This is a genomic window from Variovorax sp. J22R115 (assembly GCF_030317005.1).
Classification (GTDB): Bacteria; Pseudomonadota; Gammaproteobacteria; order Burkholderiales; family Burkholderiaceae_C; genus Variovorax.
Genome location: NZ_JASZYM010000001.1, coordinates 191567 through 217215, shown reverse-complemented (window position 1 = coordinate 217215; position 25649 = coordinate 191567). Strand labels below are relative to the sequence as shown.

The 25649-nt window shown below is 65.1% G+C and carries 24 protein-coding genes; 12 read left to right on the top strand and 12 right to left on the bottom strand.

Annotation, left to right across the window (positions count from 1 at the left end):
• Positions 1-254 precede the first annotated feature (254 nt).
• Positions 255-719: a hypothetical protein gene (locus QTI04_RS00915; protein WP_286613814.1), complete on the top strand. Its 465-nt coding sequence runs from the start codon at positions 255-257 to the stop codon at positions 717-719.
• Positions 720-858: 139 nt separating this feature from the next.
• Here the strand turns inward: QTI04_RS00915 and QTI04_RS00910 are convergent, their stop codons facing one another.
• The 6 genes from QTI04_RS00910 to QTI04_RS00885 form a co-directional block, all read right to left on the bottom strand.
• On the bottom strand, positions 859-1887 hold the full coding sequence (locus QTI04_RS00910) for a YeiH family protein (protein ID WP_286613813.1): 1029 nt from the start codon (positions 1885-1887) through the stop codon (positions 859-861).
• Positions 1888-2721: 834 nt separating this feature from the next.
• Positions 2722-5568, bottom strand: coding sequence for an ATP-dependent Clp protease ATP-binding subunit (locus QTI04_RS00905; RefSeq protein ID WP_286613812.1), 2847 nt, complete (start codon positions 5566-5568; stop codon positions 2722-2724).
• Positions 5569-5581: 13 nt separating this feature from the next.
• A complete protein-coding gene (locus QTI04_RS00900; protein WP_286613811.1) occupies positions 5582-6034 on the bottom strand; it encodes a PRC-barrel domain-containing protein in 453 nt (150 codons plus the stop codon).
• Positions 6035-6064: 30 nt separating this feature from the next.
• The gene (locus QTI04_RS00895) at positions 6065-6628 is read right to left on the bottom strand and encodes an Hsp20/alpha crystallin family protein (RefSeq protein ID WP_286613810.1); all 564 of its coding nucleotides are present in this window, start codon (positions 6626-6628) and stop codon (positions 6065-6067) included.
• A gap of 28 nt (positions 6629-6656) precedes the next feature.
• Positions 6657-7274: an HdeD family acid-resistance protein gene (locus QTI04_RS00890; RefSeq protein WP_286613809.1), complete on the bottom strand. Its 618-nt coding sequence runs from the start codon at positions 7272-7274 to the stop codon at positions 6657-6659.
• Positions 7275-7381: 107 nt separating this feature from the next.
• Positions 7382-8053, bottom strand: a complete 672-nt coding sequence (locus QTI04_RS00885; protein WP_286613808.1) for a BON domain-containing protein — start codon at positions 8051-8053, stop codon at positions 7382-7384.
• 573 nt (positions 8054-8626) lie between these two features.
• Between QTI04_RS00885 and htpX the strand changes: the two genes are divergently transcribed.
• From htpX to trxA, 4 genes are all read left to right on the top strand, one after another.
• Complete coding sequence (htpX, locus tag QTI04_RS00880) at positions 8627-9532, top strand: protease HtpX (RefSeq protein ID WP_286613807.1); 906 nt, start codon at positions 8627-8629, stop codon at positions 9530-9532.
• A 10-nt stretch (positions 9533-9542) separates the two neighbouring features.
• Positions 9543-10829 carry an NAD(P)/FAD-dependent oxidoreductase gene (locus QTI04_RS00875; protein ID WP_286613806.1) on the top strand — a complete coding sequence of 429 codons (1287 nt, stop codon included), beginning with the start codon at positions 9543-9545 and terminating at the stop codon, positions 10827-10829.
• Between the two features lie 279 nt (positions 10830-11108).
• Complete coding sequence (locus QTI04_RS00870; protein ID WP_286613805.1) at positions 11109-11948, top strand: universal stress protein; 840 nt, start codon at positions 11109-11111, stop codon at positions 11946-11948.
• A 14-nt stretch (positions 11949-11962) separates the two neighbouring features.
• Entirely contained in the window at positions 11963-12346 is a 384-nt protein-coding gene (trxA, locus tag QTI04_RS00865) for a thioredoxin (RefSeq protein WP_286613804.1), read from the top strand.
• Between the two features lie 28 nt (positions 12347-12374).
• Here the strand turns inward: trxA and QTI04_RS00860 are convergent, their stop codons facing one another.
• Positions 12375-13040 (bottom strand): MEDS domain-containing protein, encoded by a 666-nt coding sequence (locus QTI04_RS00860; protein ID WP_286613803.1) that lies wholly within the window; start codon positions 13038-13040, stop codon positions 12375-12377.
• A 170-nt stretch (positions 13041-13210) separates the two neighbouring features.
• Here QTI04_RS00860 and QTI04_RS00855 point away from each other — a divergent pair, with 170 nt between their 5' ends.
• The 3 genes from QTI04_RS00855 (at position 13211) to QTI04_RS00845 (ending at position 16136) form a co-directional block, all read left to right on the top strand.
• Positions 13211-14716, top strand: a complete 1506-nt coding sequence (locus QTI04_RS00855) for a sigma-54-dependent Fis family transcriptional regulator (protein WP_286613802.1) — start codon at positions 13211-13213, stop codon at positions 14714-14716.
• A gap of 321 nt (positions 14717-15037) precedes the next feature.
• Positions 15038-15880: a helix-turn-helix transcriptional regulator gene (locus QTI04_RS00850; protein ID WP_286613801.1), complete on the top strand. Its 843-nt coding sequence runs from the start codon at positions 15038-15040 to the stop codon at positions 15878-15880.
• Entirely contained in the window at positions 15870-16136 is a 267-nt protein-coding gene (locus QTI04_RS00845; protein ID WP_286613800.1) for a hypothetical protein, read from the top strand. The genes QTI04_RS00850 and QTI04_RS00845 overlap by 11 nt, the downstream gene beginning before the upstream one ends.
• Positions 16137-16459: 323 nt before the next feature.
• Here QTI04_RS00845 and QTI04_RS00840 read toward each other — a convergent pair whose 3' ends face one another.
• On the bottom strand, positions 16460-18088 hold the full coding sequence (locus QTI04_RS00840; protein ID WP_286613799.1) for an EAL and HDOD domain-containing protein: 1629 nt from the start codon (positions 18086-18088) through the stop codon (positions 16460-16462).
• Here QTI04_RS00840 and QTI04_RS00835 point away from each other — a divergent pair.
• Entirely contained in the window at positions 18042-18317 is a 276-nt protein-coding gene (locus QTI04_RS00835) for a hypothetical protein (protein ID WP_286613798.1), read from the top strand. The genes QTI04_RS00840 and QTI04_RS00835 overlap by 47 nt on opposite strands.
• Before the next feature lie 526 nt (positions 18318-18843).
• On the opposite strand, the gene QTI04_RS00830 is transcribed toward QTI04_RS00835, so the two are convergent.
• Complete coding sequence (locus QTI04_RS00830; protein WP_286613797.1) at positions 18844-19275, bottom strand: hypothetical protein; 432 nt, start codon at positions 19273-19275, stop codon at positions 18844-18846.
• 272 nt (positions 19276-19547) lie between these two features.
• Entirely contained in the window at positions 19548-20591 is a 1044-nt protein-coding gene (locus QTI04_RS00825; RefSeq protein WP_286613796.1) for an LLM class oxidoreductase, read from the bottom strand.
• Positions 20592-20793: 202 nt separating this feature from the next.
• On the opposite strand from QTI04_RS00825, the gene QTI04_RS00820 reads away from it, so the two are divergent.
• Entirely contained in the window at positions 20794-22215 is a 1422-nt protein-coding gene (locus tag QTI04_RS00820; RefSeq protein ID WP_286613795.1) for a PLP-dependent aminotransferase family protein, read from the top strand.
• Between the two features lie 476 nt (positions 22216-22691).
• Complete coding sequence (locus tag QTI04_RS00815) at positions 22692-23195, top strand: hemerythrin domain-containing protein (RefSeq protein ID WP_286613794.1); 504 nt, start codon at positions 22692-22694, stop codon at positions 23193-23195.
• A 128-nt stretch (positions 23196-23323) separates the two neighbouring features.
• On the opposite strand, the gene QTI04_RS34230 is transcribed toward QTI04_RS00815, so the two are convergent.
• Together QTI04_RS34230 and QTI04_RS00810 are read right to left on the bottom strand one after the other, a co-directional pair.
• A complete protein-coding gene (locus tag QTI04_RS34230; protein ID WP_353506167.1) occupies positions 23324-23536 on the bottom strand; it encodes an FAD-dependent oxidoreductase in 213 nt (70 codons plus the stop codon).
• Positions 23537-23662: 126 nt separating this feature from the next.
• Positions 23663-24883 carry an alkene reductase gene (locus QTI04_RS00810; RefSeq protein WP_286613793.1) on the bottom strand — a complete coding sequence of 407 codons (1221 nt, stop codon included), beginning with the start codon at positions 24881-24883 and terminating at the stop codon, positions 23663-23665.
• A 158-nt stretch (positions 24884-25041) separates the two neighbouring features.
• Here QTI04_RS00810 and QTI04_RS00805 point away from each other — a divergent pair, with 158 nt between their 5' ends.
• Complete coding sequence (locus tag QTI04_RS00805; RefSeq protein WP_286613792.1) at positions 25042-25575, top strand: DsbA family protein; 534 nt, start codon at positions 25042-25044, stop codon at positions 25573-25575.
• Positions 25576-25649 lie beyond the last annotated feature (74 nt).

Sequence of the window (25649 nt, the reverse complement as noted above, 5' to 3'; positions counted from 1 at the left end):
GAACAAACTCACCCTCGGCTAGACGATCGCCGAGGTCAGCACGGATAACTGTAGACCTTGCGCGCACAGAGCGCACCATTCCCTTGCGGGTAGTAGACGGCGAGCATTCCGAAGTCCATAGTGGATGCGAGAGATAACCGTGCTCTCGAGCCATCGTCGCCATCGTCGCTGACGAATTCAGTTGCGGTTCGGGTGAAGTCGAGCGGCGGCACTGACGTGACGCGCTTCGCCCTGATTGATAGGAGGTACACGAAATGAAGCAACGAACCCTGTGCTGCCTGGCGTTGGCAGGTCTGTTAATTTCCGCAGCCAGCGCACAACAGTACGTGTACCCGGCCAAGGGCCAGAGCCCGCAGCAACAGAAGAGTGACGAGGCCGCCTGCTATTCGTGGGCGGTCAAGCAGTCCGGCTTTGATCCAGCCAAACCACCTCCGCCCGCGCCCACGGCCAAGCCGCCGACTACAGCGACTGGGACGACTCCGGGGGCAGGTGCTCGCGGCGCATTGCGCGGTGCTGCTGTCGGCGAGATCGCCGGCGGAGACGCCAGCGCCGGCGCGGCGGCGGGTGCGGTGGCGGCGCGCGGGCAAAGCCGCCGGCAGAATGTGGCGGCAGCGAATTCGGCCCAGCAGCAGCAGGCGTCGGCCACGCAGCAAAAGCAGGCTTCGTTTGCCAAAGCTCGCGCCGCATGCCTAGAGGGTCGTGGCTACACGGTCAAGTAAGGCGCGGCTCAGGTTGAGGCATTCGACCAACCATGCTGATGTGATGCGGGCGCAAAACGTTGGGCGCGTCCGCACGCGCCTCGCGGCGCCGATTGCCAAGCTTCAGCCGCGGGCACATGCCCCAGCAAGACCTGCACCGTCAGTGGTAAAGGATCATGAACCCGACCACAAGCATCGCAAGGAACAGCGTTTCGCTAACCATCAGCAGGATGGGCCTCAAGCCCACGGTGGCGAAGTCCTTTAGATGCGACTTCATGCCGATCGCGGCCATCGAGATCACCAGCAGCCAGGTCGACAGCGTCTGGAGTGCGTGTTGCAAGGCCGACGGGATCCACCCGGCGCTGTTGACGGCGACAAGCAGCGCGAAGGCCACAACAAACCAAGGCAGCAACGGCGGCTTCTTTGCGCCCGCCGGTCCTTCGACACGGTGCGAGCGGTACGACAGCGTGATGACGAGGATCACCGGCAGCAGCATCGCGACGCGTAGGAGTTTGACGATCGTCGCGACGTCGCCGGTTTCCTTGGAGATGCCGTAGCCCGCGCCCACCACTTGCGCCACGTCATGGATGGTGCCGCCGAGAAAAACGCCGGCCTGCGCGCTGCCGAGGCCGAGCGCAGACACGATCATCGGATAGAGCACCATGGCCGCCGTGGATAGCGTGCTGACACCAATCACCGTGAAGATCGTGGCGCGCTCCTTGAAGTTGTCCTCCGGATTCGTGGGCATGACGGCTGCGATCGCCATAGCCGCCGAAGCACCGCAGATGGCTACTGCACCGCCCGTCAGCACGCCGAACCTGGTGCGGTAGCCGAGCAGCCGTGCCACGGCGATTCCGAAGCCGATAGTTAATACCACCGACAGCACGACCATGGCGACCGGCATCGCGCCCAGGGCCGTGATCTGCGCCAACGTGATGCGCACGCCGAGCAGCGCCACGCCGATGCGCAGCAGCGTGCTGGCGGAAAACCGGATGCCCGGGACGCATCGCCCCTCGGAGGAGAGGAAATTCAGCGCCATGCCGAGCAGCAAGGCGAAGAGCATCGCCGAGGCGCCGTAATGTTCGGCGAGCGACATGGCGGCCACCGCGACAACCACTGACATCAGGATGCCGTGGAAATTCGTGCTGGCGGGCGCCCGCCAACCAGCCAGCGTCGGGAATGCATTCATCCGAAATACCTCGTAGAGGGATTGCCGCCGCCGCTGGCGGACCGCCTGTGTGCATGGACCTTCGACGGCCTGTGCATTCGAATATCAGGCGTCTTGCGAGTCCGCCTTGGAACTGCGCATGAGCGACTCGTAGGAGAGTGCCAGCGCTTTTTTCGAAGGCCTCAAGCGCTCGTCAATCTGCCTTGACCTGCTGGACGCCGGTCGGCGGAGTCAAGGTGAGGAACTTCCGCTATGCAGTCCCGCCCGGTCGTATCGGGGAGGGGCGCGACTGGCGGCTCATGGCCGGTTGCTCCGGTTCGACAAGCCCACGCAGATGTCTGCAACGGGCACGATGCAGCGGTTCCGTCCTGCCCTCGCCATCGGCTGCTATCGCTGCGGAGCCGGCGTCGTCAAGATCGTCTCGCTTGGCGGCACGGTTCCTTTGCGGTCTTTCAGCCGCGACGCTTCAGTTGGATGTCTCAGCGTTTGCGGTCATACAACATTGACCATCGAATGACTGCTGCGCCGTCGAGAGCGACTTCAGGAAGGGACCTGGTTAAAGGGAACTAGGCGGACAGCCGCTGGCGCGCCAATTCGGCGAAGTAGCGTGCCCCAACGGGCAAGATGGTCGTGGTGGAGCACGACATGCGGGTCGTGGCGGCGTGCGATTGGGCGGCCGGAACGCCTGCGCATGTGGCCGATTCGACAAGCAGCCTCACGGCGCGCTACCTCGCGCCGGTGCTGCACGGTCGGTCGTGAAAGCTAGCAGATCGCTCGACGACAGCGCGGCACCGCACGCGTTCACCATAGTTGTGTGCAGCATGCGCTTAACTACGCCGTTCCAGCCGTCGTCGCTCAGGCCGTCACCGTACCAGCCTCCGTACCGGCCTCCGCCCCCGCTTCCGCCTCTGCTTGCGCTTTCGTCTTCGTCGCGTCGGCACGCCGCTTCGCGCCCGGTACCGTCCCGTCGGACACCTTGTCGATGCGAAGCGCCTTCTGAACCGGGTCGTAGCCGAGCTTCACGCTCTGGCCCGCCGACACTTCGCCCTTGAGCATGGCGGTTGCCAGCCGCGATTCGACCTCCGAGCGCAGCTTGCGCTTGAGCATGCGGGCGCCGAACTCGGGGTCATAGCCGATCTCCGCCAGGTGGTCGACCAGCGAGTCGTCGAACTCCAGCTGCACGTTCTGCGCGGCCGCCGTGCGCGCCACACGCTGCAGCTGCAGCCCGACGATGGCATGAATCTCCGGCCGGCCCAGCGCGTGGAAGACCACGACCTCGTCGACTCGGTTCAGGAACTCGGGCCGGAAGTGGTGGCGCAGCAGTTCCATCAACCGGTCGCGCAGCGCCGGGTACTCGAGAACTTCGCGATCTTCGGCCTTGAGGTTGCGCTGGATCACGTCCGACCCGAGGTTGCTGGTGGCGATGACGATGGTGTTGGTGAAGTCGATCACCCGTCCCTTGCCGTCAGTGAGGCGCCCCTCGTCGAACAGCTGCAGCAGGATGTTGTGTACCTCGGAATGCGCCTTCTCGATCTCGTCGAGCAGCACGACGCTGTAGGGCCGGCGCCGCACGCGCTCGGTGAGCTGGCCACCCTCCTCGTAGCCCACGTAGCCCGGCGGCGCGCCGACCAGCCGGGCGACCGTGTGCCGCTCGGAATACTCGCTCATGTCGATGCGCACCAGCGACTCCTCGCTGCCGAAGACAGTCGCTGCCAGGGCCTTGGCCAGCTCGGTCTTGCCGACGCCGGTGGGGCCGAGGAAGAGAAAGGTCGCGGTCGGCTTGCCTGCTTCGCCCAGGCCGGCTCGCGCCAGGCGCACGGCTTCGCTGACTGCATGCACCGCCTCCTCCTGGCCGACCACGCGTTCCCGCAGCCGGTCTTCGAGCTGGAGCAGCTTCTCGCGGTCCTCGGTCGTCAGCTCGGACACCGGCACGCCGGTCAGCGCCGAGACGATCTGCGCCACATCCTCCACGCTCACTTCGGAAGAGCTGGTGCCACGCCGCTTCTTCCAGGCCGCAGTGGCGTCGGCGAGCTTCTTCTCGTCGCCCTTGATGCGGTCGCCCAGGTCCTTGGCCTTGTCATATTGCTTGGCCGCACCTGCGGCGTCCTGCTCCTGCCGCAGCTTGCGAACGTTGGCCTCGATGTGCTGCAGCTCCTGCGGCCGCGAGCTGGCATAGATGCGCACCCGCGCCGCAGCCTGGTCGATCAGGTCGATCGCCTTGTCAGGCAGGAAGCGCGCGGCGATGTAGCGTGCCGAGAGCTTGGCGGCCGCCTCGATCGCGCCTTCGCTGATCTTCACCTTGTGGTGCGCCTCCAGTCGGTCGCGCAGGCCGCGCAGGATCTCGATCGTGTCCTCGATGCTGGGCTCCGGCACCATCACCGGCTGGAAGCGCCGCTCCAGCGCTGCATCCTTCTCAATGTACTTCTGGTACTCATTGAGGGTGGTCGCGCCGATCAGGTGAAGCTCGCCGCGCGCCAGCGAGGGCTTGAACACGTTGGCGATGTCCAGTCCGCCCTCGCCGCCGCCGGCACCCGCGCCGACGATGGTGTGCAGCTCGTCGATGAAGATGATCAGCTCGTCCTGCCTGTCGATGATCTCGTCGAGCACCTGCTTGACGCGCTCCTCGAATTCGCCGCGGTACTTGGCGCCCGCGACCATGCTGTTGACGTTGAGCTCCATCACCCGCTTGCCGCGCAGCACGTCGGGCACCTGGTCCTGCACGATGCGCTGCGCCAGGCCCTCGACGATCGCGGTCTTCCCGACACCGGGTTCTCCGATCAGCACTGGGTTGTTTTTCTTGCGGCGCGCCAGCACCTCGATCGTCGTTTCGATCTCCTGGGCGCGGCCGATCACCGGGTCGAGCTTGCCCTGTCGGGCCAGTTCGCTCAGGTCGCGGCCGTACTTGTCGAGCGTCGGCGTGCCGCTGCGCTGCTTGAGCTTGCCTTCCTCGGCACCCTTGCCGACGACCTTGACGACCTTCTGGCGCAGCGACTGCGAATTGAGGCCGAGTTTGCGCAGCAGTTCGCCGGCAAAGCCGTCTTCTTCTTCCACGAGGCCGATCAGGATGTGCTCCGGCCCGACATAGCTGTGGCCAAGTTCGCGCGACGCGATCATGGCCTGCTCAAGGGCGCTCTTGGCGCGCGGCGACACACCGATCTGCGGCGTCTCGCCCTTCACGACCTTGCGCTCGCCGCGGGGCGCGTTCTCTTCGATGTTCGACCGAAAATCCGCCTCCGACAGTTTGTAATCGCGCAGGATCTCCTGAACGATTTCGTTGTCGAGCAGCGCCAGCAGCAGGTGCTCGGTGTCGACCTCGTCCTTGCCGTACTCCAGCGCCTTCTCGGCTGCGACCTGGAGCCGATCCATCGCCGCTTCGTTCAGGAAGCTGCGCAGGTCCACCGCCTCGCGCGAGCGCTGGCGCCGCGGCGCGCCGGCATGTGGCCGCGCCTTGTCGCCGCCTGCGCCGCGTGCGCCGCCGGCGCCTGGCGACTCGCCGAACAGCGATCCGCGATCGCCGAAGAAGCTCTGGAACTCGTCGAACAGACCGCCGCCGAACAACGACTCGAGCGGCGAGCGCCCGAGGGCGCTGCCCATCGTCTCCGCATAATGTTCGTCGCAAAGTGCGACCTGGCGGGTCTTGCCGCCTTCGCGCAGGGTCAGTTGGGTGGAGGCGGGGCGTCCGCACACGTCGCACTTGGCCATGACTGCTCCTTCTTCAGGCGGTGTATTCGAACTTCGGCAGGGCCTTCAGTTCGTCCTTGCTCGCCTTGGGCAGCACGGCCTTCGGCGCGATGTGCGTGAACTGACGCACCGGAATCGCAACCAGGTGCTTACCCATGCCGAGAAAGCCGCCGACGTTCACGATCGCGGTCGAGAGGTTGCCGTCGGTCGAGACCACGAGGTCGTCAACCTTGCCGATCTTTTCGCCCTTCTCGTTGTAGACATCTTGGTGAAGCAGCTTCGAGGCGCGGTAGCCGGTGGCGACCAACTGGGTTTCGGCGATGGTCACGCCAATCGTGGCCTTCGCAGCCACCGGTGCCGGGGCTGCCTTGATGACCGCTTCCTTCGGCGCCGCGGGGTCAGGGGCTGCCTGGCCGCCGGCGAGTTGCGTCAGGCCGAGGCCGAGCATTGCACAAGCGATGGTGGTGCGAAGAAGTTTCGTGTCCATGATGTTTTACTCCGTAGGGGTTGAAGGGAATCACTTGATCTCGAGCTTGCGCGAAGCCTTGGTGTCGCCGGCCTTCTTTGGCAGTCGCAGCGTCAGCACGCCCTGGTCGAAGCGTGCCTCGGCGTGCTCCAGGTCCACGCCATCGTGCAGCGGCAGCACGCGCTGGAAACTGCCGAAAGCCCGCTCGAGCGGATAGCAGGCCTGCCCGACCCGCTTGGCATCCACGCGCTTCTCGCCGCGCAACACTAGGATGTTGTCTTCGACGTCTATTTCCAGGTCCTTCTTTTCCATGCCTGGCAGCTCGGCCGTGAGGCGCAATGCGTCGCCGTCGTCGAAGATGTCGATGCGCGGCTCGAACACGGCCGGGCCGAAGTCGCCGAACCACCCGCTTGTCCCGCCGAATGCGCCGCGCAACGGGCCCGGCAGCATGTTGAAGGGGTCCAGCGCCTGCAGCAGCTTCGTCGGTGCGGGCCACTCGGTGGACGAGCGCGCCTGCGACGAAGCCTCGCCGGTGGCGCCGCTGTCGGCAGGCCGCTCGGCGGCGCCGCTTCGGTTGAACTTGAAGGGAAACCACTTCTGTGAATCGAGTGTCATGTTCGAGCTCCTTGTTGAGACTGAAGACTCAATGGCTGCCCACTGCGAGCGGCGCGTGCGTCGCGGGTTCTTTTGCTGCCCGTCGGATGTGCAGGCCCATGCCGAGCAAGAGCACGCCGGTGAGCACCGCATGCAGGCTGATCAGCCACACGAGGGTCAGCGCGCCAGCCCCGGGCGCCGCGATGACCAGCGCGCCGAACACCAGCGAGACGATGCCGCTCAGCACCAGTGGCCACCTGGCGCGCAGCACGCGGCGCAGGCGGATCGCAAGCGCGATGTCGAGCGCACCGGTCAATACCGCGTTGACGCCCATGATCAGCACCAGCACGAGGGCGGTCAGCGCGGGATAGACCAGCGTATAGACGCCGGCCCCGACGCTCACGCTGCCCAGCAGCAGAAGCAGCCACCATTGCCGATCGCTGCGCCGCCTCACGAAGGCGGCCGCCACCGAGGAAAACCCGCCCACCAGCGTGTAGGCCGCGAACATCGCCAGGAGCAGGATCAGCGTCAGGCCCGGCCACGCGATCGCGAGCACCCCGAAAAGGATCGCGAATGCGCCGCGCAAGATCAACATCCAGGACGCCGCGCCGTCGGCTTGCGTATTCGATGACTCGTCATTCGCCCCAGGATCTGCATTGGTCGACATCTGAATGCTCCTTCGTATAAGTCGGTGGGAGGATCGAGGCTAGAGCGCCGGCGACGGCCTGTCTTGCCCGATCCTGCCGTTCGTACCGCAAAGGTGCGGAGCCAGACTCAAAGACCGATCGTGATGCGGTTCTCGACCGCGCTGACGCCCGGCGCCTTCCAGGCCGCGCGCTCCGCTTCCTCGCGCTCGGCCCAGGCGCGCACCCTGCCCTTGAGGGTCACCTTGCCACCGTCCACCTCGACCGTGATCCGCGCAGCGTCGGTCTGCGCACTGCGTACCAGTGCCTCCTCGACCTGCTTCTTGATGTCCGAAGGTTGCGCCTTGGGCTTCATCTCGATCAGGTTGCTGACGCCCTTCACGCCGGCGAGATTGCGCACTACCCGCTCGGCCTGCTGCTTCTTGTATTGCCAATCGACCGTGCCCTTCAGCGTGACCCAGCCCTTGGAGACGGTGACGTCGATCTTTTCCCGCTCCAGCAGAATGTCCCATTGCAGGGCGCGCGCTGCGGCGGCGGCAATATCCGAGTCGGTGCGCTCGTAGCTGGAACCCAGCCGGACCTCGATGTCGTTGGCCACAGCCTTCACTCCGCGCACGCGATGCGAAGCCTCTTCCGCGGCCCAGCGCTTGGTGTAGGAATCGACATAGCCGGTCAGCGTGACGACGCCTTCTTTTACGGCCACGCCGATCTCGTTGGATTGCACGCGTGGTTCCCATTTCAGTTCGGCCAGCACCTCGTTCTGAATATCGACGTCGGTGCGGGCAGCGGTAGCAACAGTCATGATTGATCCTCTATCTGTTCATCCAGCGCCCGCTAGGGAAAAGCGACTTCCATCCGACAACCACACGCGGGCGCAATGGCGCGAAAGTCGGTTGCTTGAAGAATAGGTCGGCAGAACGGCCCGGTCTTGCTCAGACCTGCGCAGCTATGTCGCGGGACTGCGCGCAACGAATCAAGCCACTGCCGCGCATTCATCCTGAAGCTGCGCGGCGTGAGGCCGGTATGGCCGCCTGCCCGTTAGAGATGCCGGGGCTGCCGGTCGCTGCTTGATCATGCGGACGCAATGGAAGGGGCTCATCGACCTCTTGATGCCGAGGCCTCGCTCGGTGACCTGCCATGCGGCCTTCGCTCGCGATGCCATGTGCTTGAAATGCGACGCACTGCCCAGCGCCGGACTTCGCCAGCATGCGCAGGAATCCGGAAGACGACTGCGGCCACTGCGCCTTACGCTGACCCGTCGAGAGTCAATCATTGGAGATGAGGAGCAGGCATGCCGAGCCGACGATTCTCGAATCCGACGAGACCCTCGCTTCGCAGTACCGAATGCGCCGAACCCCACTCAAGGAGAAGCCCGATGAAGCGTCTGTTCCTCTTCCTCGCCACCAACCTCGCGGTGATGATGGTGATGTCGGTCACCGTGCGGCTGCTGGGCGTGGACCGCTTTCTGACTGCCGCTGGGTTGGACGTCGGCACGCTGATGATCTTCTCGCTGGTGATCGGCTTCGGCGGTTCGTTCATCTCGCTGCTGATGTCCAAGCAGATCGCGAAATGGTCCACCGGCGCTCGGATCATCGAGCAGCCGCAGAGCACCGACGAGGTCTGGCTGCGCGACACCGTGCACGCGCTGGCGCGGCGCGCGGGCATCGGCCAACCGGAGGTCGCGATCTACCCGGGTGCGCCCAACGCCTTCGCGACCGGTGCCTTTCGCAACGCATCGCTCGTGGCCGTGTCGACCGGCCTGATGCAAAGCATGAACCGCGCGGAGATCGAGGCGGTGCTGGGCCACGAGGTGTCCCACGTGGCCAACGGCGACATGGTGACCATGACCCTGGTCCAGGGCGTGGTCAACACCTTCGTGGTGTTCTTCGCGCGCATGGTCGGCTACCTGGTCGACAGGCTCGTGCTTCGCCGCGACGATGACGAACACGCCGGCGGCGGGATCGGCTATTACGCGACGGTGTTCGCCTGCGAGATCGTGTTCGGCATAGCGGCTTCACTGATCGTGGCGTGGTTCTCGCGCCACCGCGAGTTCCGCGCCGACGCGGGGTCGGCACGCCTCTTGGGAACACCGGAGCCGATGATCCGCGCGCTGGGCCGTCTTGGCGGCATCGAAGCCGGTGAGCTGCCGCAGTCGCTGCGGACGCTGGGCTTCGCCGGCCTGCCGTCGTGGATGCATCTGTTCGCCAGCCATCCGCCGCTGGAGCAGCGCATCGCAGCGCTGCAGGTCAGACATGGAAGCCCCGTGCCGTGGGCGAACTGAGGCTTCGATCATGGCCTTCAACGATTTCAGAGCCCCGCCGTCGCCGGCGGGGCCGGCGCTGGTGAGGATTTACGGACGGCTGGGCAATGCCGCCGCCTGGGCTATACGCGACTTCCTGCATCGCAGCGACGTGCCCTTCGAATGGATCCCTCTGCCGAGCGACGACAGTGCACGCAGCAAAGCGCAGGTCGACCACCTGCACGATGCGCGCCTGCCGGTCTGCCTCTTCCCCGACGGCACACGCATGGAATGCCCGACGATCCGGCAGATCACCGAAAAGCTCGGCTGGTTCAGGAATCCGTCGCGCTCGGAATACGACCTGGCCATCTACGGCGCCGGGCCGGCCGGCCTGAGCGCCGCGGTGTACGCCGGGGCCGACGGCCTGTCGACCGTTCTGGTCGAGCGCCTGGCGGTCGGCGGCCAGGCCGGCAGTAGTTCGAAGATCGAGAACTACCTGGGATTTCCGCAGGGCATCAGCGGCATGGACCTCGCGGAGCGCGCCCGCGAGCAGGCGTGCAAGTTCGGCGTCGAGATCCTGCTCGCCCGCGAAGGCGTGCGCGCAGAACTGGAGCCCGGACGCGGCGTGGGCGTGCTCGAGGACGGCACTCGAATCGTCGCGCGCGCCGCGATCTGTGCCACCGGCGTGGCCTACCGGCGGCTCGGACTGCCCAACGAGGATCAGTTGATGGGCTCCGGCCTCTACTACGGCGCCGGCGCCAGCGAGGCACCGCTGGCGCGCGGCCAGCATGTGTTCATCGTCGGCGGCGGCAACTCGGCCGGCCAGGCGGCGATGCATTTCGCGCCGCACGCGAGCCGCGTCAGTGTGGTGATCCGGGACGCATCGCTGAAGGGCACCCTGTCGCGCTACCTGATCGACCGCATTACCGCCAGTGCCAACATCGAGGTCCTTCCGCGCACGGAGGTGAGTGCGCTGCACGGCGATGCCGCGCTGCGCGAGATCACGTTGCGCGACATCGCCACCGGCGCCGAACGCCGCGTTGCGACGCAATGGCTCTTCGTGTGCATCGGCGGCGAGCCGCAAACCCATTGGGCGGAATCGATCGGCATGGAGCGCGACGAGGCAGGCTACATCCTCACCGGCCCTGATCTGCTGCAAGGTCGCCGGCGCCCGCCGCGGTGGCCGCTGGACCGCGAGCCGTACTTTCTAGAGACCAGCACCCCAGGCGTTTTTGCGGCCGGCGACGTGCGGCACAACGCGGTGCGCCGCGTCGCGTCGGCGGTGGGCGAAGGCGCGATGGCGGTGGCCTTTGTGCACCGCCATCTCGACGCCAGCTGAATGTCGCCTTCTTCACGCGTCATCAGCTGCCAATAGGCCCGCCGCAGTCGTCACCCCCGAAATTGGACACGAATCGCAGGCCGCAGGAAGACGCGGCGCAGGTGCGATTCCTATGCTCGACCCATCACATCTTTGACCTGCACTCTCAAGGAGACCCGATGAAGACAATTTCCTTCGTCGTCGCGCTGGCCCTCGCCCCGTGCGCACAGACAGATACCAGGACCTCATCCATGGATACGGACGATGTGCCCGTCGCGGCAGCGCACCGGGAGCAATGACATGGACGGCTACCAATCCATCCTGGTTCACCTGGATGCCTCGCCGCGCTGCGCGGAGCGGCTCGCGATGGCGCGCAGGATCGCGCCGGCCCACGGCGCGGCGACCCTGATCGCGCTGCTGGCCGTCGAGCCGCGCTTGTTGCCCTTGCCGCTGCGCGTCGATGTCGAGGCCCTGGCCGTGCCGATCGTGCCCCAGATCGACCCCGAGCATCGCGACTTCGCCCGCACCCTGTTCAACGGCGCCCTGGCCTCCGGCGATCCGGCCATGACCTGGGCGGAGGTGCCGGGCGATCCGCCCGTCTGGGGCACGGCGCAGGCCTCGCTCTATGTCGATCTGATGGTGCTGGGCCAGCATGATCCCGAAGAGCCGCGAACGCGGGACGTGCCGAGGGACTTCGTCGAATCGGTCGTGATGGAAAGCGGTAAGCCGGCCCTGGTGATTCCGTATGTCGGGCGTTATCCGGCCGTCGGCCAGAACGTGCTCATCGCATGGAAGCCCACGCGCGAATGCGCCCGCGCCGTTGCCGGCGCGCTGCCGCTGATACGGCGCGCCAAGCGCGTGCACGTGGTGTCCTGGGGACCGGACAACTACGGCCCGGCGGAGACCACCTTCGGCATCGTGCGCGCGCTGCGCTGGCATGGCGTCGAGGCGTCCGCGAACCGCTACCCCGACGAGCCGAGTGAGCTGGGCGAGCTGCTGCTGTCCCACGCCGCGGATCAGGCCAGCGACCTGCTGGTGATGGGCTGCTACGGTCACCATCGCATCCACGAACTGCTGCTCGGCGGCGTGACGCGGACCGTGCTGCGCTCGATGACGCTGCCCGTGCTGATGGCGCATTGAAAGAGGGAGGCCAGATGTCAGCAGTAATCCATGCAGGCGAACGCGATTTCGAATCGACGCTCGCCGCGCAGCAGAATCCGGTGCTGGTCGATTTTTCGGCCTCCTGGTGCGGACCGTGCCAGGCCATGGCGCCGGCGCTGGAGTCCTTCGCGGAGCGCCGGCGTCAGGAACTGGCCGTCGTCAAGGTCGACATCGACGAGGCGCCGTCCATCGCGGCGAAGTATGCGATCCGTTCGGTGCCCACGCTGATGCTGTTCCACCAGAGCCAGAAGCTGGCCATGCAGCCGGGGATGATGAGCGAGTCCCAGCTCGCCGCCTTCGTGGACCGGCACCTACCGCGCAGACCTGCCGTGGTGCAACAGGATCCAGGGCGCCCGCAGATCGACCTGGACTGGTGACGAGCCTGCTGCGCCGGAAGGCGGGCCGTCAGGACGCTTCCTTGCGCGCACGAAGTTCGGTGATGAATTGGTCCGCAGGTGTGAAGAAGGGGTTCTCGTGCAGCACGCCACCGAGGATGATGACGGGGTGCGTGCGCAGGACGTCTGCCATCAGCGCCGCACTGGTCTTCGAAAGGTCGTACATGCACACCACGGTATCGCGCCCTTCCGGCACCACGTCGTTGAGGCGGGCTTCGTACTCGAGGAAGTCTTCCACGCCCGGCCAGTCTTCGCCAGCCCATTCGGCGTGTCCGGTGATCCGCGAGATCGGGGTCTGCGCATCGCCCGAGATATGCTGCTGGATGAAGCTGAGCATGCGGGGAACGTCGAAGTGCCCGTCACGCAGGTACATGTCGAACACCGAGTGGACCTCGAGCTTCCCCTCGCGCTCCTTCTGCGCGACGTCGATGCCGGCCGCATAGAGCTGCCGCAGATGTTCGTCGCGAAGCAACGGGTCGACGATCTGGCAGGCCCGATCGCCCCGCTCGAGCCCTTCCCTGATGAAGGGCATCATGATGTGATTTTCCTCCTCGGCGGTGCGGAAGAAGGCGCAGATGTGGCGGTACTTGCCCAGTGTCGAGCCTGCGATTTCCATGGCGACCTGTTCGCCCTGACCGGACGACGAAGCCACGAGGCCTGTGAAACTTGAATCCATGATATTTCGTCCGGGTTTTCTTCGACATTGGCAACGTACTTCAAACGGGGCGCCGGCGCGAACGGTCGGACGCGGATCCTCGAAATCTTTTAGCACGTTTCTATAAAAGAAAGTGCACTTTCCGGGGTCAATCCATGCCACGCTCGCTGGTTGCCCTTGGCTCGCAGACCATGGATGAAACCGCCATTGAAATCCGCCGCCTCCAGGACTGCATCAGCGGACTGATGAGTTTGCTCGCGCTGCCGTCCCTGTGGGACAGCCGCGATCCGATGTCCATCCTGCGAACGTTACTCGAGATGCTGGCGCGCATGCTGGACTTGGACTTGGCGTACGCGCGGCTGGACGGCGAGGCGACTCCGATGCTCGAGCTCGCACGCAGCGAGCATCTGCCCGACATCGCCCGACGTGCGGACGAGGTTGGCGCAGTCATCGAACCGTGGCTTCTGGCACAGCACCCCGGCATGCCCTATGTGGTGCCGAATCCGTTCCAGCAAGGCGATCTCCGCGTCACGCACCTATGGCTCGGGGTCAAGAAAGAGGTCGGAGTGATGCTGGCCGCCTCCCGGCGCCCCGGATTTCCAAGCGCCACCGAAACGCTGCTGCTGCGGGTGGCTGCGAACCAGGCGGTCGTCGAACTGCAGCGGGCACAACTGGCGGCCACCCGACAGCGCGCCGAGGCTGCGGAACGGCTCAACGACGAGATCAAGGCGCACAACGCCTACCTGCGCCAGGAAACCGAACAGCCTTGGGGCGAGATCGTCGGTCGCAGCAAGTCGCTCGCAGAGGCACTGACGCTGGTGGAGCGCGTTGCACCGACCAACGCATGCGTCCTCGTCCAGGGCGAGACCGGGACCGGCAAGGAGTTGATCGCGCATGCCATCCATCGGCTCAGCCGCCGCAGGCAATATCCCTTTGTCCGGCTCAACTGCGCGGCCATCCCCACCGGGCTGATCGAAGCCGAGTTGTTCGGACATGAAAAAGGTGCCTTCACCGGAGCCGTCGGCAAACGCATCGGGCGCTTCGAACTGGCCGACAAGGGCACCATCTTCCTCGACGAAGTCGGCGAGATTCCGCTCGAACTGCAGGCCAAGCTGTTGCGCGTGCTGCAGGAACACGAGTTCGAACGCCTGGGAAGCGCCCACACGCAGAAGACCGACGTGCGCCTGATCGCGGCGTCCAACCGCGACCTGGCGCAAATGGTCGCCGCCCGCACCTTTCGCGACGATCTCTACTACCGCCTGAAGGTATTCCCGATCGAAACGCCGCCGTTGCGTCATCGCGTGGACGACATCCCCGTGCTGGCCCAGCACTTTCTGCAGGTCCACGCGCGCGCCAACAACCGGTCAATCACCACCATTGCCCCCGAAAGCCTGGCGGCGCTCAGCCGGTATTCCTGGCCGGGCAACGTGCGTGAACTTTCCAACTTCATTGAGCGCTGCGTGATCCTCACGCAAGGCGCCACGCTGGAAGTTCCGGTCGGCGAATTGAAGCCTCGCCCCAATGCGGAAGATGCCTCGGACGAAAGTCTCGAACGCATGGAGCGCCAGCATATCCTGCGGGCCCTGGAAGAATGCAACTGGGTCATCGCCGGCCCCGCCGGTGCGGCCGCCAAGCTGGGCATGAAGCGCACCTCGCTGCAATCCAAGATGCAGAAGCTCGGCATCACGCGCAACTGACGAGCTGCCGGAATGCCGGCAGCGGTGACGGAGGGCCGGCAGCCGCGTGTCTCATCAAGCGAGTCGCGAGCGCGGTCCTGCTGGCCCAAACCCTTGTCACGCCTCGTGATTTTGCAAAGCAGCGCGTCATTCGCCCGCGCTTGCGACATCGGCACGTCCCTTGCGAGATGAACAACATGCCTGCCGTCGGCAGCGCAAGAAACAGATGCAAAAGGGGGCCCCATGCTTGCAGGAACCCACACCGAAAACGACGGCTCGTTGAGCGTCCATTTGCCGATGCGGCCGTATCCACCGCCGCCAGGAACTGTGTGCGAGCCGGTCATGCGCATTGCGCGTCTGGGTGCAGCGGACCTCGGCAGCGTGCGCACACGCAATTCTCTCGACATCCTCGTGCCGAAGGAAAGCGGGAATCTGTTCACCACCCATCGCATGGAGGCCGCGCGAGACCGAACCGCTTACGTCCGCGCGCCGCTGGTCGCTGTTGTTCCGCCGGCGCTCCCTCATTCGCTCGCAGACAGGCCCGGCTCCAACACGCTGATCCTCAGCATCGCAGAGCCCTTCTTCAACGAGACGGCCCGTGCCGCGCTGGGCAGCGACGAGTTCAGCTTTGTCGGACCCCATGCAGCGGCCGATTCGCTGATCCGCGAAGTCGCCGACGCTGTCGGCCGGGAATTCCCGAGCCTGGACCGGCTGACAGTGAGCTTCCTGAACGCATTGGCCGCTCTGCTGGCTGCGCACATCGCCAGGAACTACGTGGCTGCGGGACCTGCGAAGGCCACGTCCCCCGGCGGATTGGCGGCCCACAAGATGCGCTGCGTCCGCAGCTTCGTTGCCGAGCATCTGGGCGAGACGATCCACGTCGAACAGCTGGCCGCTGAAGTGAATCTGAGCCCCTTTCATTTCGCGCGGATGTTCAAGCAATCGACGGAACAGTCGCCGCACCTGTACATCCTTCTGCAGCGCATCAAACGCGCCAAGGAGCTCCTGGCCGGCACCGACTCGCCGATCATCGAAGTGGCCGCTGATGTGGGCTTTCGCACGCAAGGCCACTTCACCGGCGTCTTTCATCGCTACACCGGGTTCACGCCGAAGGTATTCCGGACGAGCGCGCGCGAGGCGTCGAGCCGGCCCACTGATCCATCAGGAGACAGCCATGACCAATGAAACTTCCATGCACAACGCCGTCGCGTTCGAGCTGCGGTTCCAGTCGCTGTACCAACTGGGCCGCGCGCTCGCGTTTCCCTGTGATTGCGTGGGCAATGTCGACCTCGATCATTTCAGCGAGCGCGTCAGGAACAACTACCTGTTCGCTAGGGCGATGATGGGGCGAGAGTACGGGTGGCCGCGAGTCACCCCCTGCCCGGGCACGCATGGCGCAAGCGATGACAACAGTGGCAAGGGCAGCGAGCCCTCGCCCTGACCGCCGGAGCTCGTCGAGTCGGCCGAAAGCTCGTGACGGCCTTTATCGTAGTGCCCCGGCGGTGCTCATCGCGCGATGGGAGAGTACGGCCGACCTTCGCACTGGCAGTCGCGCAGGGCCTCCTTGGCGTGCAGGGCGACTAGGCCGTAGAAGGTCAATTCGGGCCGAAGCGTCACTGGTATGAGCATGGGAACATGAATGTGAGCCCGATCGGGCGCTCCGCCAAGGGTCAGTTTGATCAACGTATTGCAGGCCAGGTACAGGCATTGCCCGGGCACGCGGCGCGCCTCACGGGGCCGAGCAGGTCAAAAAAAAGTTGGCCATTAGCAGGCTGATTCGACAGGGGCCACGTCCTGCGCCCATGCCAACGCCGACAGGTGCGCGGCGTTCACCTTCTCCGCGCTCATGAAGAGCGACTCAGACAAATGCGCCGCCTCGCTGCCGCCGACCTCGCAGGATTCAGCCAATGCGATAAACGGTCCATACACGCCCTCGCGCTTCAAGATCGCGAGCTGAACCGATTCGGAAAGCTGGACCTTTTCCAGGACCTCTTCCAGGGAGACACCGAGCAAGCGATCGATGAGTGAAAACATGCCGGCTACGAACAGGTTGTCGGCCTCGTCCCGTGGCACTATCCCCTGGCCCATCAGCTCGACAAACCGGCCGCGGATGATCGCTTTCTTTGTCATGAACGCCGCGCAGCCCTTGTTGCTCGTCGCCAGCAACACCGAAAGCCATCGGAACAGCGGCGAATAGCCGAACATGGCCACCGCGTGGCGGAGCGACTGGATCTGGACGCCGATTCCGATGCCGGGCGAATTGATGTGGCGCAGCAGGCGGTAGGTCAGCGCGGGGTCATGCTTGAGGGCGGCTTCGATGGTGCGCAAGTCTTCATTGCGTCGGATCGTCTGCATCAGGCGGACGATCAGCATGGATTCCGGCTGCAGGATTGCGCCCGCTTCCATTGTCGGGACGATCGCTTCCCTGCCCTGCACGAAGACATCCAGGCGGCGCGCGGCGCAAGCGTCGAAGTCCTGCCAGGTTGCCATGTGCGTGGCGATCGGCTGAATCATCGGCGTCCCCAGCGGCTGTTCGCGCCGGATGTTCGTGACGAGTTCGGGATGGCCGTCACCCACGTCCACGTAGGTGATGATGGAGCACAGCTCGAGGTCTTCAGGCAGCACCTCGGCGCCGCATAGCATGAAGCCATAGCCCTGCGTGCGAAGGTGCAGCAGCGTCGACCGGATGCCCACATCCATCAAGTCGTCGAGACCCATGCACAGGACGACGTTCTCCGGTGGCAAGGCCTGCAGCTCATTCAGCAACAGCCCGTCGACCGTCATGTCGAAGAAGAGGGCAAGCCTGCCAAGACCCCAACCGGTCTTGGGAGGATTGAGGTTCGTCGCGGCGCAGGAGAGGATCGCCCGCAAGCTCTCCAAAGCGTTCGGCTCGCCGTGGGGTAATGCCATGCGCCATGCCAGCTTGAAGCCCTTGACACGCTTCTGTGCGTCCAGCAGCAGGGCGTAGGTCACGAAGCCGCCTGACTCGACGTGCATGGCCTCGCTGGCGGCCGTCTCGTTCACCTCGACATCGCATGCTGCGGCCGCGCGTTGGCGCCTGAATAAATTGAATCGCATTGTCTTTGGTGTGAAGAAACCGTTCGATCGCCTGCGTTCCGATTGTTCGCAACCCGGCCTGCGCCGAACAGGGTCAGTCGGTGCTAGTTCGAGCGGGCCAGTCCCTCGGCGACCCGCCTCTCCCCCGAACTGGACCGCTCGAATGCGTTGGAACTGACCCTGTGCGGCCGGTGCCTGGTCGACAACACTTCCTTCCTTTGCGATTCGTTGCCGGGCGCTCCTGATTCGGCGTTGGAAGATTGGAATGAAAACCCCTGAAGTGATGGACATGGCGATCGCCCGCCAATTGATAGAAGTCATGCTCGACCGGTGCAAGAGCGACGATGCATTCGAATCGAATGTCACCGCGCAGGACCGGAGCGCGGTTCAGAAGAGCCTCGAGTCATCGAGGATGCTCATGGGCGTTGCGCATCAACTGATGGTCCAGCCCGAATCCTTGACGGCCAGGGATGGCGCAGAGCGTTTGAAGGCGTTACTCGAGGAAATCAAGATGGCGGCACGCATGGCCTACCAGGCGGGATTACTTTTGACGGGAAGGGACTGAGTGCGATGAAGAATTCTGTCAACACGCGAACCGCGGCGGTTTCAACACCGCAACGGCTCGACGAGCAGAGCCGTGCAGCGACTTCGTTTGCACGAATGGAGGAAGCGCTGCAATACGCAGCCAGCGAATTGAAAGCTGGCCGATGCGTCACGGTTTGGCCTGTTGACGCAGCCGGCTTCAGGTTGGTCGCATGGGACTTCGAGCAGCAGGTCGACGACGAGCACTTCGCGCCCACGGCGCCACTGGAGCTCGACCTCCCGGCCAAACGAGGGGGATCTATCTGAAGCTGAGTGACAGCGGCCGAGCCAATTCTTTGTGCCTCGCAATGGCCGCGCGTAGTCACCTCAAGTTCGATCTGGGAAATTCAAAGTCAGCTCGCGGCAAGTCGAACCGCCAACTCGCCCACTTTGCGGACTGCGGGGAGGAAGCGCCCGTCACCTCCATGACCTAGTTGATGCGCACGCAGTGGGTGAAGCGCCGGTCCGCAAATGCTCGATCGCGACCATTTCGCCCGCACCCGTTCGGCTCAAGCGTTCCTGCCGGCAGCTTGTTGCATTGCCCCATCGACGGCCCGGGCCGAGCCTGTATCCTGGCCCAGCAGCATCAATGCGGCCTGGTGGGCGGACCGCGCCCCGGCGCGGATTTCGTCCACCAGGTCGCTTAGCCGCCGGGCGTGATGCTCGGGCGACCGGTAGACGGGTTCGGTCATGAGGAGCTGTGTCACCGTCAGCAGCCTGGCGGCGGACGTCAGGCAGAAATGAATGGCTGCGCGCTCCTGGGATGCCTTGTTGGCCTCCTCGACCCTGCGGATGACGACCTCCTGCGCTGGCGGAGGCAGTTCGCCTAGATTGGTGGGGCCGGACCAGGGCGCAAATTCATGATCGCCGTAGCGGGCGGCCAGGATCAGTTCGATCGAGTGGAGTGCCCGTTCGAGCTCTAGCATTTCGGTTGTTTTCATCTGACGTATGACTGCCCGCGGCGGCGCGGCGGCCAGATGCCGCGCGAGTGTGTCGCCGCCTCGGGTCAGGCTTTCGATTCTCGGCAATCAAGCGCCCGGCGAACATGACCAGTTGCGGGCAATTCCGACCGGGCCAGATGGGCACTCCGCGTGCAACGGTCCTTGCCCCAACTGAGCCACCGACGGGATCGCCAGGGACCGCGCCGCGCCCCGAGCTTGGTGGCGAGGAAAACGAAGCTGCGCTTTATCGGTGGTCTCCTGAGGCGCACGCCTCAATGCTGCGGCGCGAGCGTTTCGTTGACCTCGGCATCGCTAGGTTCCAACTCGCCGCCAACAGGCTTGTCGCCCTGCGCGTCGGCCAAGGCCGGCAGCACCTCGGTGCCGATCTCCTCGAGCACCTCGGACGCCGGCCGCTCGCCGTACTTGAGGTTGAGGATGACGTGGTTGACGCCGACCACGCGTAGCGAGTCGAGAAAGCGCAGCAGGAAGTGCCGCCCGGCCTTGAACCCGAGATGGATGGGCGTCGGCGGCAGGTGCGGATCGTCGGCGAGATCGACGTAGAGCGATTGCACGAACGGCTTGAAGGCGCCCGGCTTGGCGGCATGGACCTCGCCGCGCCAGCGCGCCACCGTTTCGGCCTGGCGATCGATGCCGCGCGGATAGGTGATCCAGCCGTCGGCATGCCCGGCGATCCACGGCAGCGGCTGCCCGCTGTTTCCGGTGACGAGCATCGGCAGACGTCCGACCGGCTTGGGCACGAGGTCCGCGTTGGCGGCGAGCACCCCGGCCGTCGACGTCAACGTCGGGTACTCGCGCTCCAGCACGCGGCGGATCACCTCGAAGTATTCGCGGAACAGGGCGGCGCGCCGTTCGATGTCGACGCCGAAGGCCGGGAACTCCACCGGTCGGTCGCCCGACGCCACACCCAGCACCAGCCGGCCGCCCGACAGCCGGTCGACCGAGGCAGCGGCCTTGGCCACATGCAGCGGGTGCCGCAGCGGCAGCACGATGGAGCCCGTGGCCAGCGCGATCGTTTGCGTGTGTGCCGCAATCCAGCCGAGGTACACCCAGGGATCGTAGATCTGACCGAGGTCGCCGAAGCTCGGATCGCGCAGCGGCACGTCGCGCACCCACAGGGCGGCGTAGCCGAGCGCCTGGGCGCGCTGCGCAAGCCGCTCCTGGTCGTGCATCGACGCCTCATCGCCTGTGTAGGCCTCTATGGGGAAGAAGACGCCGAGCGTGAGGCGGCCCACGCGGAACATGCGACTAAAGCCTGGCGCTTCGTCGACCGTGGCCATCGAATTGACTTTCAGCATGCGCGCTCCTGTTTGATGGCGCAAGCGTACGCAGGGCGAGGGCGCCAGTATTCCCGATTGCTGCGAAAACTGCCCAAGGACAGCGACATGTGCGGGCGGACGCGAATTACTGTTGTCCGCACCGAAACATGTGGGTGCCTAATGCAGGCGACGCCTTGTGCAAATGGAGCAGCCCCCTTGGCTGACTCGCTTCCTTGAATTCATGAACCTCTATGAACGCTATGCGAACGAAATTGCTGAGCTGATCCGCTCCGGAATGCTGCGGCCGGGCGATCGACTTCCCTCGGTGCGGGCTGCGAGCGCAGCCCGCGGCCTCAGCCGGACGACCATATTTGAAGCCTACTATCTGCTCGAAACGCGCGGTCTGGTCGAGGCGCGCTCCCGCTCCGGTTACTACGTGAAAGGAGACCTTGCCCAGGCGGAAATAACGGCGCCCGACGATTCGAGGCCCAATGGACGAGCGAGGATGGTGGACACTGGCCAGCTGGTCTTCGAGTTGCTGGGTTCAATGAACCGCCGCGAGTTCGTACCGCTCGGCTCGGCGTTTCCGAGCCCGTCGCTGTGCCCGCTCACGCGACTGGCGCGACACCTCGGGAGCGAAATGCGTGACTTCGATCCATGGCGCTTGGTCGAGGACCTCGCTCCGGGCAACGAGGCGCTGCGCCGTCACATCGTATTGCGCTACGCGATGGACGGAATGGTCATCTCTCCCACCGAAGTCGTGCTGACCAATGGCGCGATGGAGGGGCTGAACCTGAGCCTGCAGGCGGTCACGAGGCCGGGGAGCGTGGTGGTGGTGGAGTCTCCGACGTTTTACGCCGCGCTGCAGGCGCTCGATCGACTGCAATTGCGCGCGCTTGAGGTCGCGACCTCGCCGGCTTGGGGCATCGACATTGACGCCCTGGCCGCAGCGCTGAAACGTCATAGCGTCGCGGCCTGTTGGCTCATGACGAACTTCCAGAATCCCCTGGGAAGTTTGATGCCCGATGATCGCAAGAAGGCGCTGGTTGCGCTGCTCGCAGAGCATGAGATTCCGCTGATCGAAGACGACGTCTATGCCGAGCTTTACTTCGGCGCAAAGAAGCCGCTGCCTGCCAAGGCGTTGGACGCCAAAGGCCTCGTGATCCATTGTGGCTCCTTCTCGAAGTGTTTGGCTCCCGGCTACCGCGTCGGCTGGGTTGCGGGCGGACGATTCGCCGCGAAGATTGAGCAGATGCGCCTCATGTACACACTTTCGCCGGCGATTCCTTCAGAGGCGGCCATCGCCGCCTACCTTGACCGTGGCGGCTATGACCGACACCTGCGGCGCATGCGCGCAGCGCTTGCCCGCTATTTGGCTGTCGCCATGGAGGCGGTACAGACCCACTTTCCCGCCGGAACGCGCATGTCAGCACCGCAGGGCGGCTATTTTCTCTGGCTCGAATTGCCCGAGAGCGTGGACACGACCAAATTGCACGCGCTGGCGCGTGAGCGCGGCATCAGCCTGGCGCCGGGGCCGCTGTTTTCCGCCAACAGGCGCTTCACGCATTGCCTGCGCCTGAACTATGGCCACGGCGGCGATCCGCGCTTTACGTCGGCGATGCAAACTGTCGGCCAACTCGCGACATCCCTGATGCAAGGGTGACGGGGCTCAACTCAAAGCCCAGCCAGTCCGGTCGTCCGAAACTTCGATGCTCGCGAGCTCAGCGTTCGAGCTCGACGGGCCCAGTCCAAGCCGCGCTCCGCACCTCGCCAGCAGCCATGCAGGCGCATCCTGCAGTGCTTGAGGTCGCAGAAAGCGATCCGTTGCCTCATGGCAGACCGAGGTGGCGAATGGGGCAGTCGAAGAACGGAATGGAGGAGGACAACTGCGGAGGTCTTCCACCAGATCACGGCCTGAACGTCCACTGGCGCCGCGAAGGCGCAGTGCTTGGCATCGAGGTGGAGGGCAGCAATGGGCCCATCCGATGCCATCTGCAGCCTGTGTTCCAAACACCCTGTCAAGAACAACTCCCATTCCTCAATCGACGGCGGCGATCGGCGACACCCCCAACTGAAATCATGTTGCGGCGCTGCGCCGGACGCAGTAGAAGTACCTCATTGCTCTAAGGGGACAAAGACATGTTGGCAGCTGAGTGTGCATGGGCAGTGTTGCGTGTCGAGCACGCGCGCTTGCGTGAATTGCTCAACCTCGTCGACGACGCCCTGAACGACGGAGCTTGGGCCTGCAGCGGCCCTCAAGCGGAGGCGCTTTCCGCGCTTATCGAACGCTTGCAAGCATTCGACCACACCACGCATCGGCCCAAAGGCGTCGTTCTGGTGCAAACGCTGCGCGGCAGATCGGTGCAGGCCGACGCACTGCTGATCCGCCTCGAATCCACACGCGATTGCTGCGATGACCTGCTTCTGCAGGCCAAGACGAGATTGAAGGCCGCGGCCTCCGGCCCGGCCGGCGTAGGTGACGGCGTTGAAGCGCTGCTGCATGAGCACCGCCGATTGATGCTCGTCCATTTAGACGAAGAAGACTCTCTGCTGCATTCGCAGACAGCGACGCATCTGACGCGCGAGGAATGGGCCGCGGTGGCATCCTCGATCTCGGTGGCTATGGGGCAGGCCAAGGCTTGATCGCAGGTGCTGGTGCCGGTCCCTCGCGTATTTGCGAACCACCCGCTCGCTATGGCCTAGCCCAGAGAACCCGTTGCTCAAATTCTGCATGAGCGCGCGCGACGCTTGCTCTGAGCCTGAACCAGCAGTCAGTGCTCCTCGACGAGGTCCAGGCACATGGCCGCCGCGGTCCCCGCCGCCTCGCCCATGACAGCGCAGGTGGCCATCACCCGCGTAGCGCCAAGCCTGCATGACTCGCACTGATGTTGCGGCCAGCAAAGAGCAGATTGTCGTGCTTGCCATTCGCACCGATGCCATCGGCATCGAGCCTCCTGCGTGCGGGGAATCCCACGCAGGTCCACGCGTGTGACAACGGGAACGCCGCTCGGCTCGCGTTAGGGCCCGGTGCCCTCGAGCGATCCGCGGTCAGACCTTTCCTGCTCTCCGGATGCGCAGGACATCTGGCGCGCCAATCCGCTCGGCTGAGCCTAACGCCAGCTCTCGTCCACGCAAGCCTTGGGCGCCTCGCCGCGCTCCTGCGCTAGGCTGGGGTAGTCCGTGTAGCCCTTCTCGCCGCCGCCGTAGTACGTGGACCTGTCGTCCGCATTCAAAGGCGCGTACGCGCGCAGCCGTTCCGGAAGATCCGGGTTGGCGATGAAGTTGCGGCCGAAGGCAATCAGGTCGGCCCGGCCCTCCCTCAGCCATTGTTCGGCCGTCTCGGCGTCGAATCCGCCAGCGAGCATGAGCGAGCCGCTCCAGGCCTGGCGAATGCGCTGCAGCATCTGCATGGCCGCCGCACTGGGAGGCGTCTTGCTCTCCAGCGCGGCCATGGCCGGGTTGACGACGTGCAGGTAGGCCAGCTTGCGGGAGTTCAGCTCGCACGTGGCATAGGTGAAGGTGGTCAGGGGATCGTCGTCGTGGATGTCGTTTGCCGTTGCCATCGGCGACAGGCGCACGCCCACCGCGTCGGCGTCCCAGACCTGCGTTACCGCGTCGACGACTTCCAGCAGCAGGCGCGCGCGGTTCTCGACCGGACCACCGTACGCGTCGGTTCGGCGGTTGGTGCCGCTGCACAAGAACTGGTCGAGCAGGTAGCCGTTGGCACCGTGGACCTCCACGCCGTCGAAACCGGCCTTGATCGCGTTGCGCGCCGCGCGCTCGTACTGGCGCACGAGGTAAGGCATTTCCTCGGACTGCAGCGCTCGCGGCGTCACGAAGGGCGTCAGCTCGCCTTCGCCCTTGTCGTTCTCGATGAAGGCCATCCCCTCCGGCCGGATGGGAGAGGGCGCGACCGGTGGCATGCAATCGGGTTGCAGCGAGGGATGGGAGATCCGGCCCACATGCCACATCTGCAGGACGATGCGGCCGCCGGCTTCGTGCACCGCATCGGTGACCAGGCGCCACCCCTCTACCTGCTCACGGCTGTGGATGCCCGGAGTCCAGGCGTAGCCCTGCCCCTGCATCGAGACCTGCGTCGCCTCGGAAATGAGCAGCGCGGCCGAGGCGCGCTGCTGGTAGTAGCAGGCGTTCAGCGCCCACGGCACGTTCCCCGGTTGGCGTGCACGCGACCGGGTCAGCGGTGCCATGACGATGCGGTGCGGCAACTGGAAGCGACCGACTCTGATGGACTGGAACAACAGCCGCTGCTCCGCGTCCTGGGGCTCAGCGGCCTGGTTTGTCGCGGCGGGCGACTCGATGGTGGCAGACATAAAGGACTCCTTCTTTCGGGCATGACGAGCCGAAGTGTCGACCCTGGCCGGCGGCGAAACCGGACGCCGCGTGTCCAGGCTTCAAATGTCAGCCGGCCGCCGCCATGGACAGCAGGAAACCGAAATAAACGTCGGCGGCGCGCGGCTAACTTCGGTCCATGAACAAATTCACTGCTCCCATCAACGAGCGCGACCATCTGCGCGGTTCACCGGACGCACCGGTGGTGCTGGTCGAATACGGCGATTTCGAGTGCCCGTACTGCAGTGCGGCCTACGGGGTCGTGAAGAAGCTGGAGCAGGACCTGCCGGACACGCTGGCCGTCGTGTTCCGCCAGTTCCCGCTGGTCAACGTGCACCCGCACGCGCAGCTCGCGGCCGAGGCCGCGGAAGCGGCGGGGGCCCAGGGCCGGTTTTGGACGATGCACGACCTGCTCTTCGAGCACCAGGACGCACTGGCGCCCGCCGACCTGATGAAGTACGCCGCCGCCCTGCACCTGGACCTGAAGCGGTTCGCCAGCGACCTCTCCGGCCACGTGTTCCTGTCCAAGGTCCAGGACGACATGAAGGGTGGGCTGCAAAGCGGCGTCAAGGGAACGCCGGCCTTCTTCATCAACGGCGTGCTCCACCGGGGCGGGTACGACGAGGCTTCCCTGCTCGCCTCGATCATGCTGGTCGCGGCGGGAGCTTCCTGAGCTCCGTTCCCATGGCGCGCGAAAGGGATGCCAGCGGCTGGATGGGGGCGCAGGCCTGCGACCTGATGGACCAA

Coding starts and splice junctions, on each gene's coding strand:
- QTI04_RS00845 (WP_286613800.1), top strand. CDS start 15,870: ATGACCAATGAAACTTCCATGCACAACGCCGTCGCGTTCGAGCTGCGG.
- QTI04_RS00850 (WP_286613801.1), top strand. CDS start 15,038: ATGCGCATTGCGCGTCTGGGTGCAGCGGACCTCGGCAGCGTGCGCACA.
- QTI04_RS00810 (WP_286613793.1), bottom strand. CDS start 24,883: ATGTCTGCCACCATCGAGTCGCCCGCCGCGACAAACCAGGCCGCTGAG.
- QTI04_RS00890 (WP_286613809.1), bottom strand. CDS start 7,274: ATGTCGACCAATGCAGATCCTGGGGCGAATGACGAGTCATCGAATACG.
- QTI04_RS00815 (WP_286613794.1), top strand. CDS start 22,692: ATGTTGGCAGCTGAGTGTGCATGGGCAGTGTTGCGTGTCGAGCACGCG.
- QTI04_RS00910 (WP_286613813.1), bottom strand. CDS start 1,887: ATGAATGCATTCCCGACGCTGGCTGGTTGGCGGGCGCCCGCCAGCACG.
- QTI04_RS00900 (WP_286613811.1), bottom strand. CDS start 6,034: ATGGACACGAAACTTCTTCGCACCACCATCGCTTGTGCAATGCTCGGC.
- QTI04_RS00870 (WP_286613805.1), top strand. CDS start 11,109: ATGGACGGCTACCAATCCATCCTGGTTCACCTGGATGCCTCGCCGCGC.
- QTI04_RS00820 (WP_286613795.1), top strand. CDS start 20,794: ATGAACCTCTATGAACGCTATGCGAACGAAATTGCTGAGCTGATCCGC.
- QTI04_RS00835 (WP_286613798.1), top strand. CDS start 18,042: ATGGCGATCGCCCGCCAATTGATAGAAGTCATGCTCGACCGGTGCAAG.
- htpX (WP_286613807.1), top strand. CDS start 8,627: ATGAAGCGTCTGTTCCTCTTCCTCGCCACCAACCTCGCGGTGATGATG.
- QTI04_RS00895 (WP_286613810.1), bottom strand. CDS start 6,628: ATGACACTCGATTCACAGAAGTGGTTTCCCTTCAAGTTCAACCGAAGC.
- QTI04_RS00915 (WP_286613814.1), top strand. CDS start 255: ATGAAGCAACGAACCCTGTGCTGCCTGGCGTTGGCAGGTCTGTTAATT.
- QTI04_RS00855 (WP_286613802.1), top strand. CDS start 13,211: ATGGATGAAACCGCCATTGAAATCCGCCGCCTCCAGGACTGCATCAGC.
- QTI04_RS00860 (WP_286613803.1), bottom strand. CDS start 13,040: ATGGATTCAAGTTTCACAGGCCTCGTGGCTTCGTCGTCCGGTCAGGGC.
- trxA (WP_286613804.1), top strand. CDS start 11,963: ATGTCAGCAGTAATCCATGCAGGCGAACGCGATTTCGAATCGACGCTC.
- QTI04_RS00905 (WP_286613812.1), bottom strand. CDS start 5,568: ATGGCCAAGTGCGACGTGTGCGGACGCCCCGCCTCCACCCAACTGACC.
- QTI04_RS00875 (WP_286613806.1), top strand. CDS start 9,543: ATGGCCTTCAACGATTTCAGAGCCCCGCCGTCGCCGGCGGGGCCGGCG.
- QTI04_RS00805 (WP_286613792.1), top strand. CDS start 25,042: ATGAACAAATTCACTGCTCCCATCAACGAGCGCGACCATCTGCGCGGT.
- QTI04_RS00885 (WP_286613808.1), bottom strand. CDS start 8,053: ATGACTGTTGCTACCGCTGCCCGCACCGACGTCGATATTCAGAACGAG.
- QTI04_RS00825 (WP_286613796.1), bottom strand. CDS start 20,591: ATGCTGAAAGTCAATTCGATGGCCACGGTCGACGAAGCGCCAGGCTTT.
- QTI04_RS00830 (WP_286613797.1), bottom strand. CDS start 19,275: ATGAAAACAACCGAAATGCTAGAGCTCGAACGGGCACTCCACTCGATC.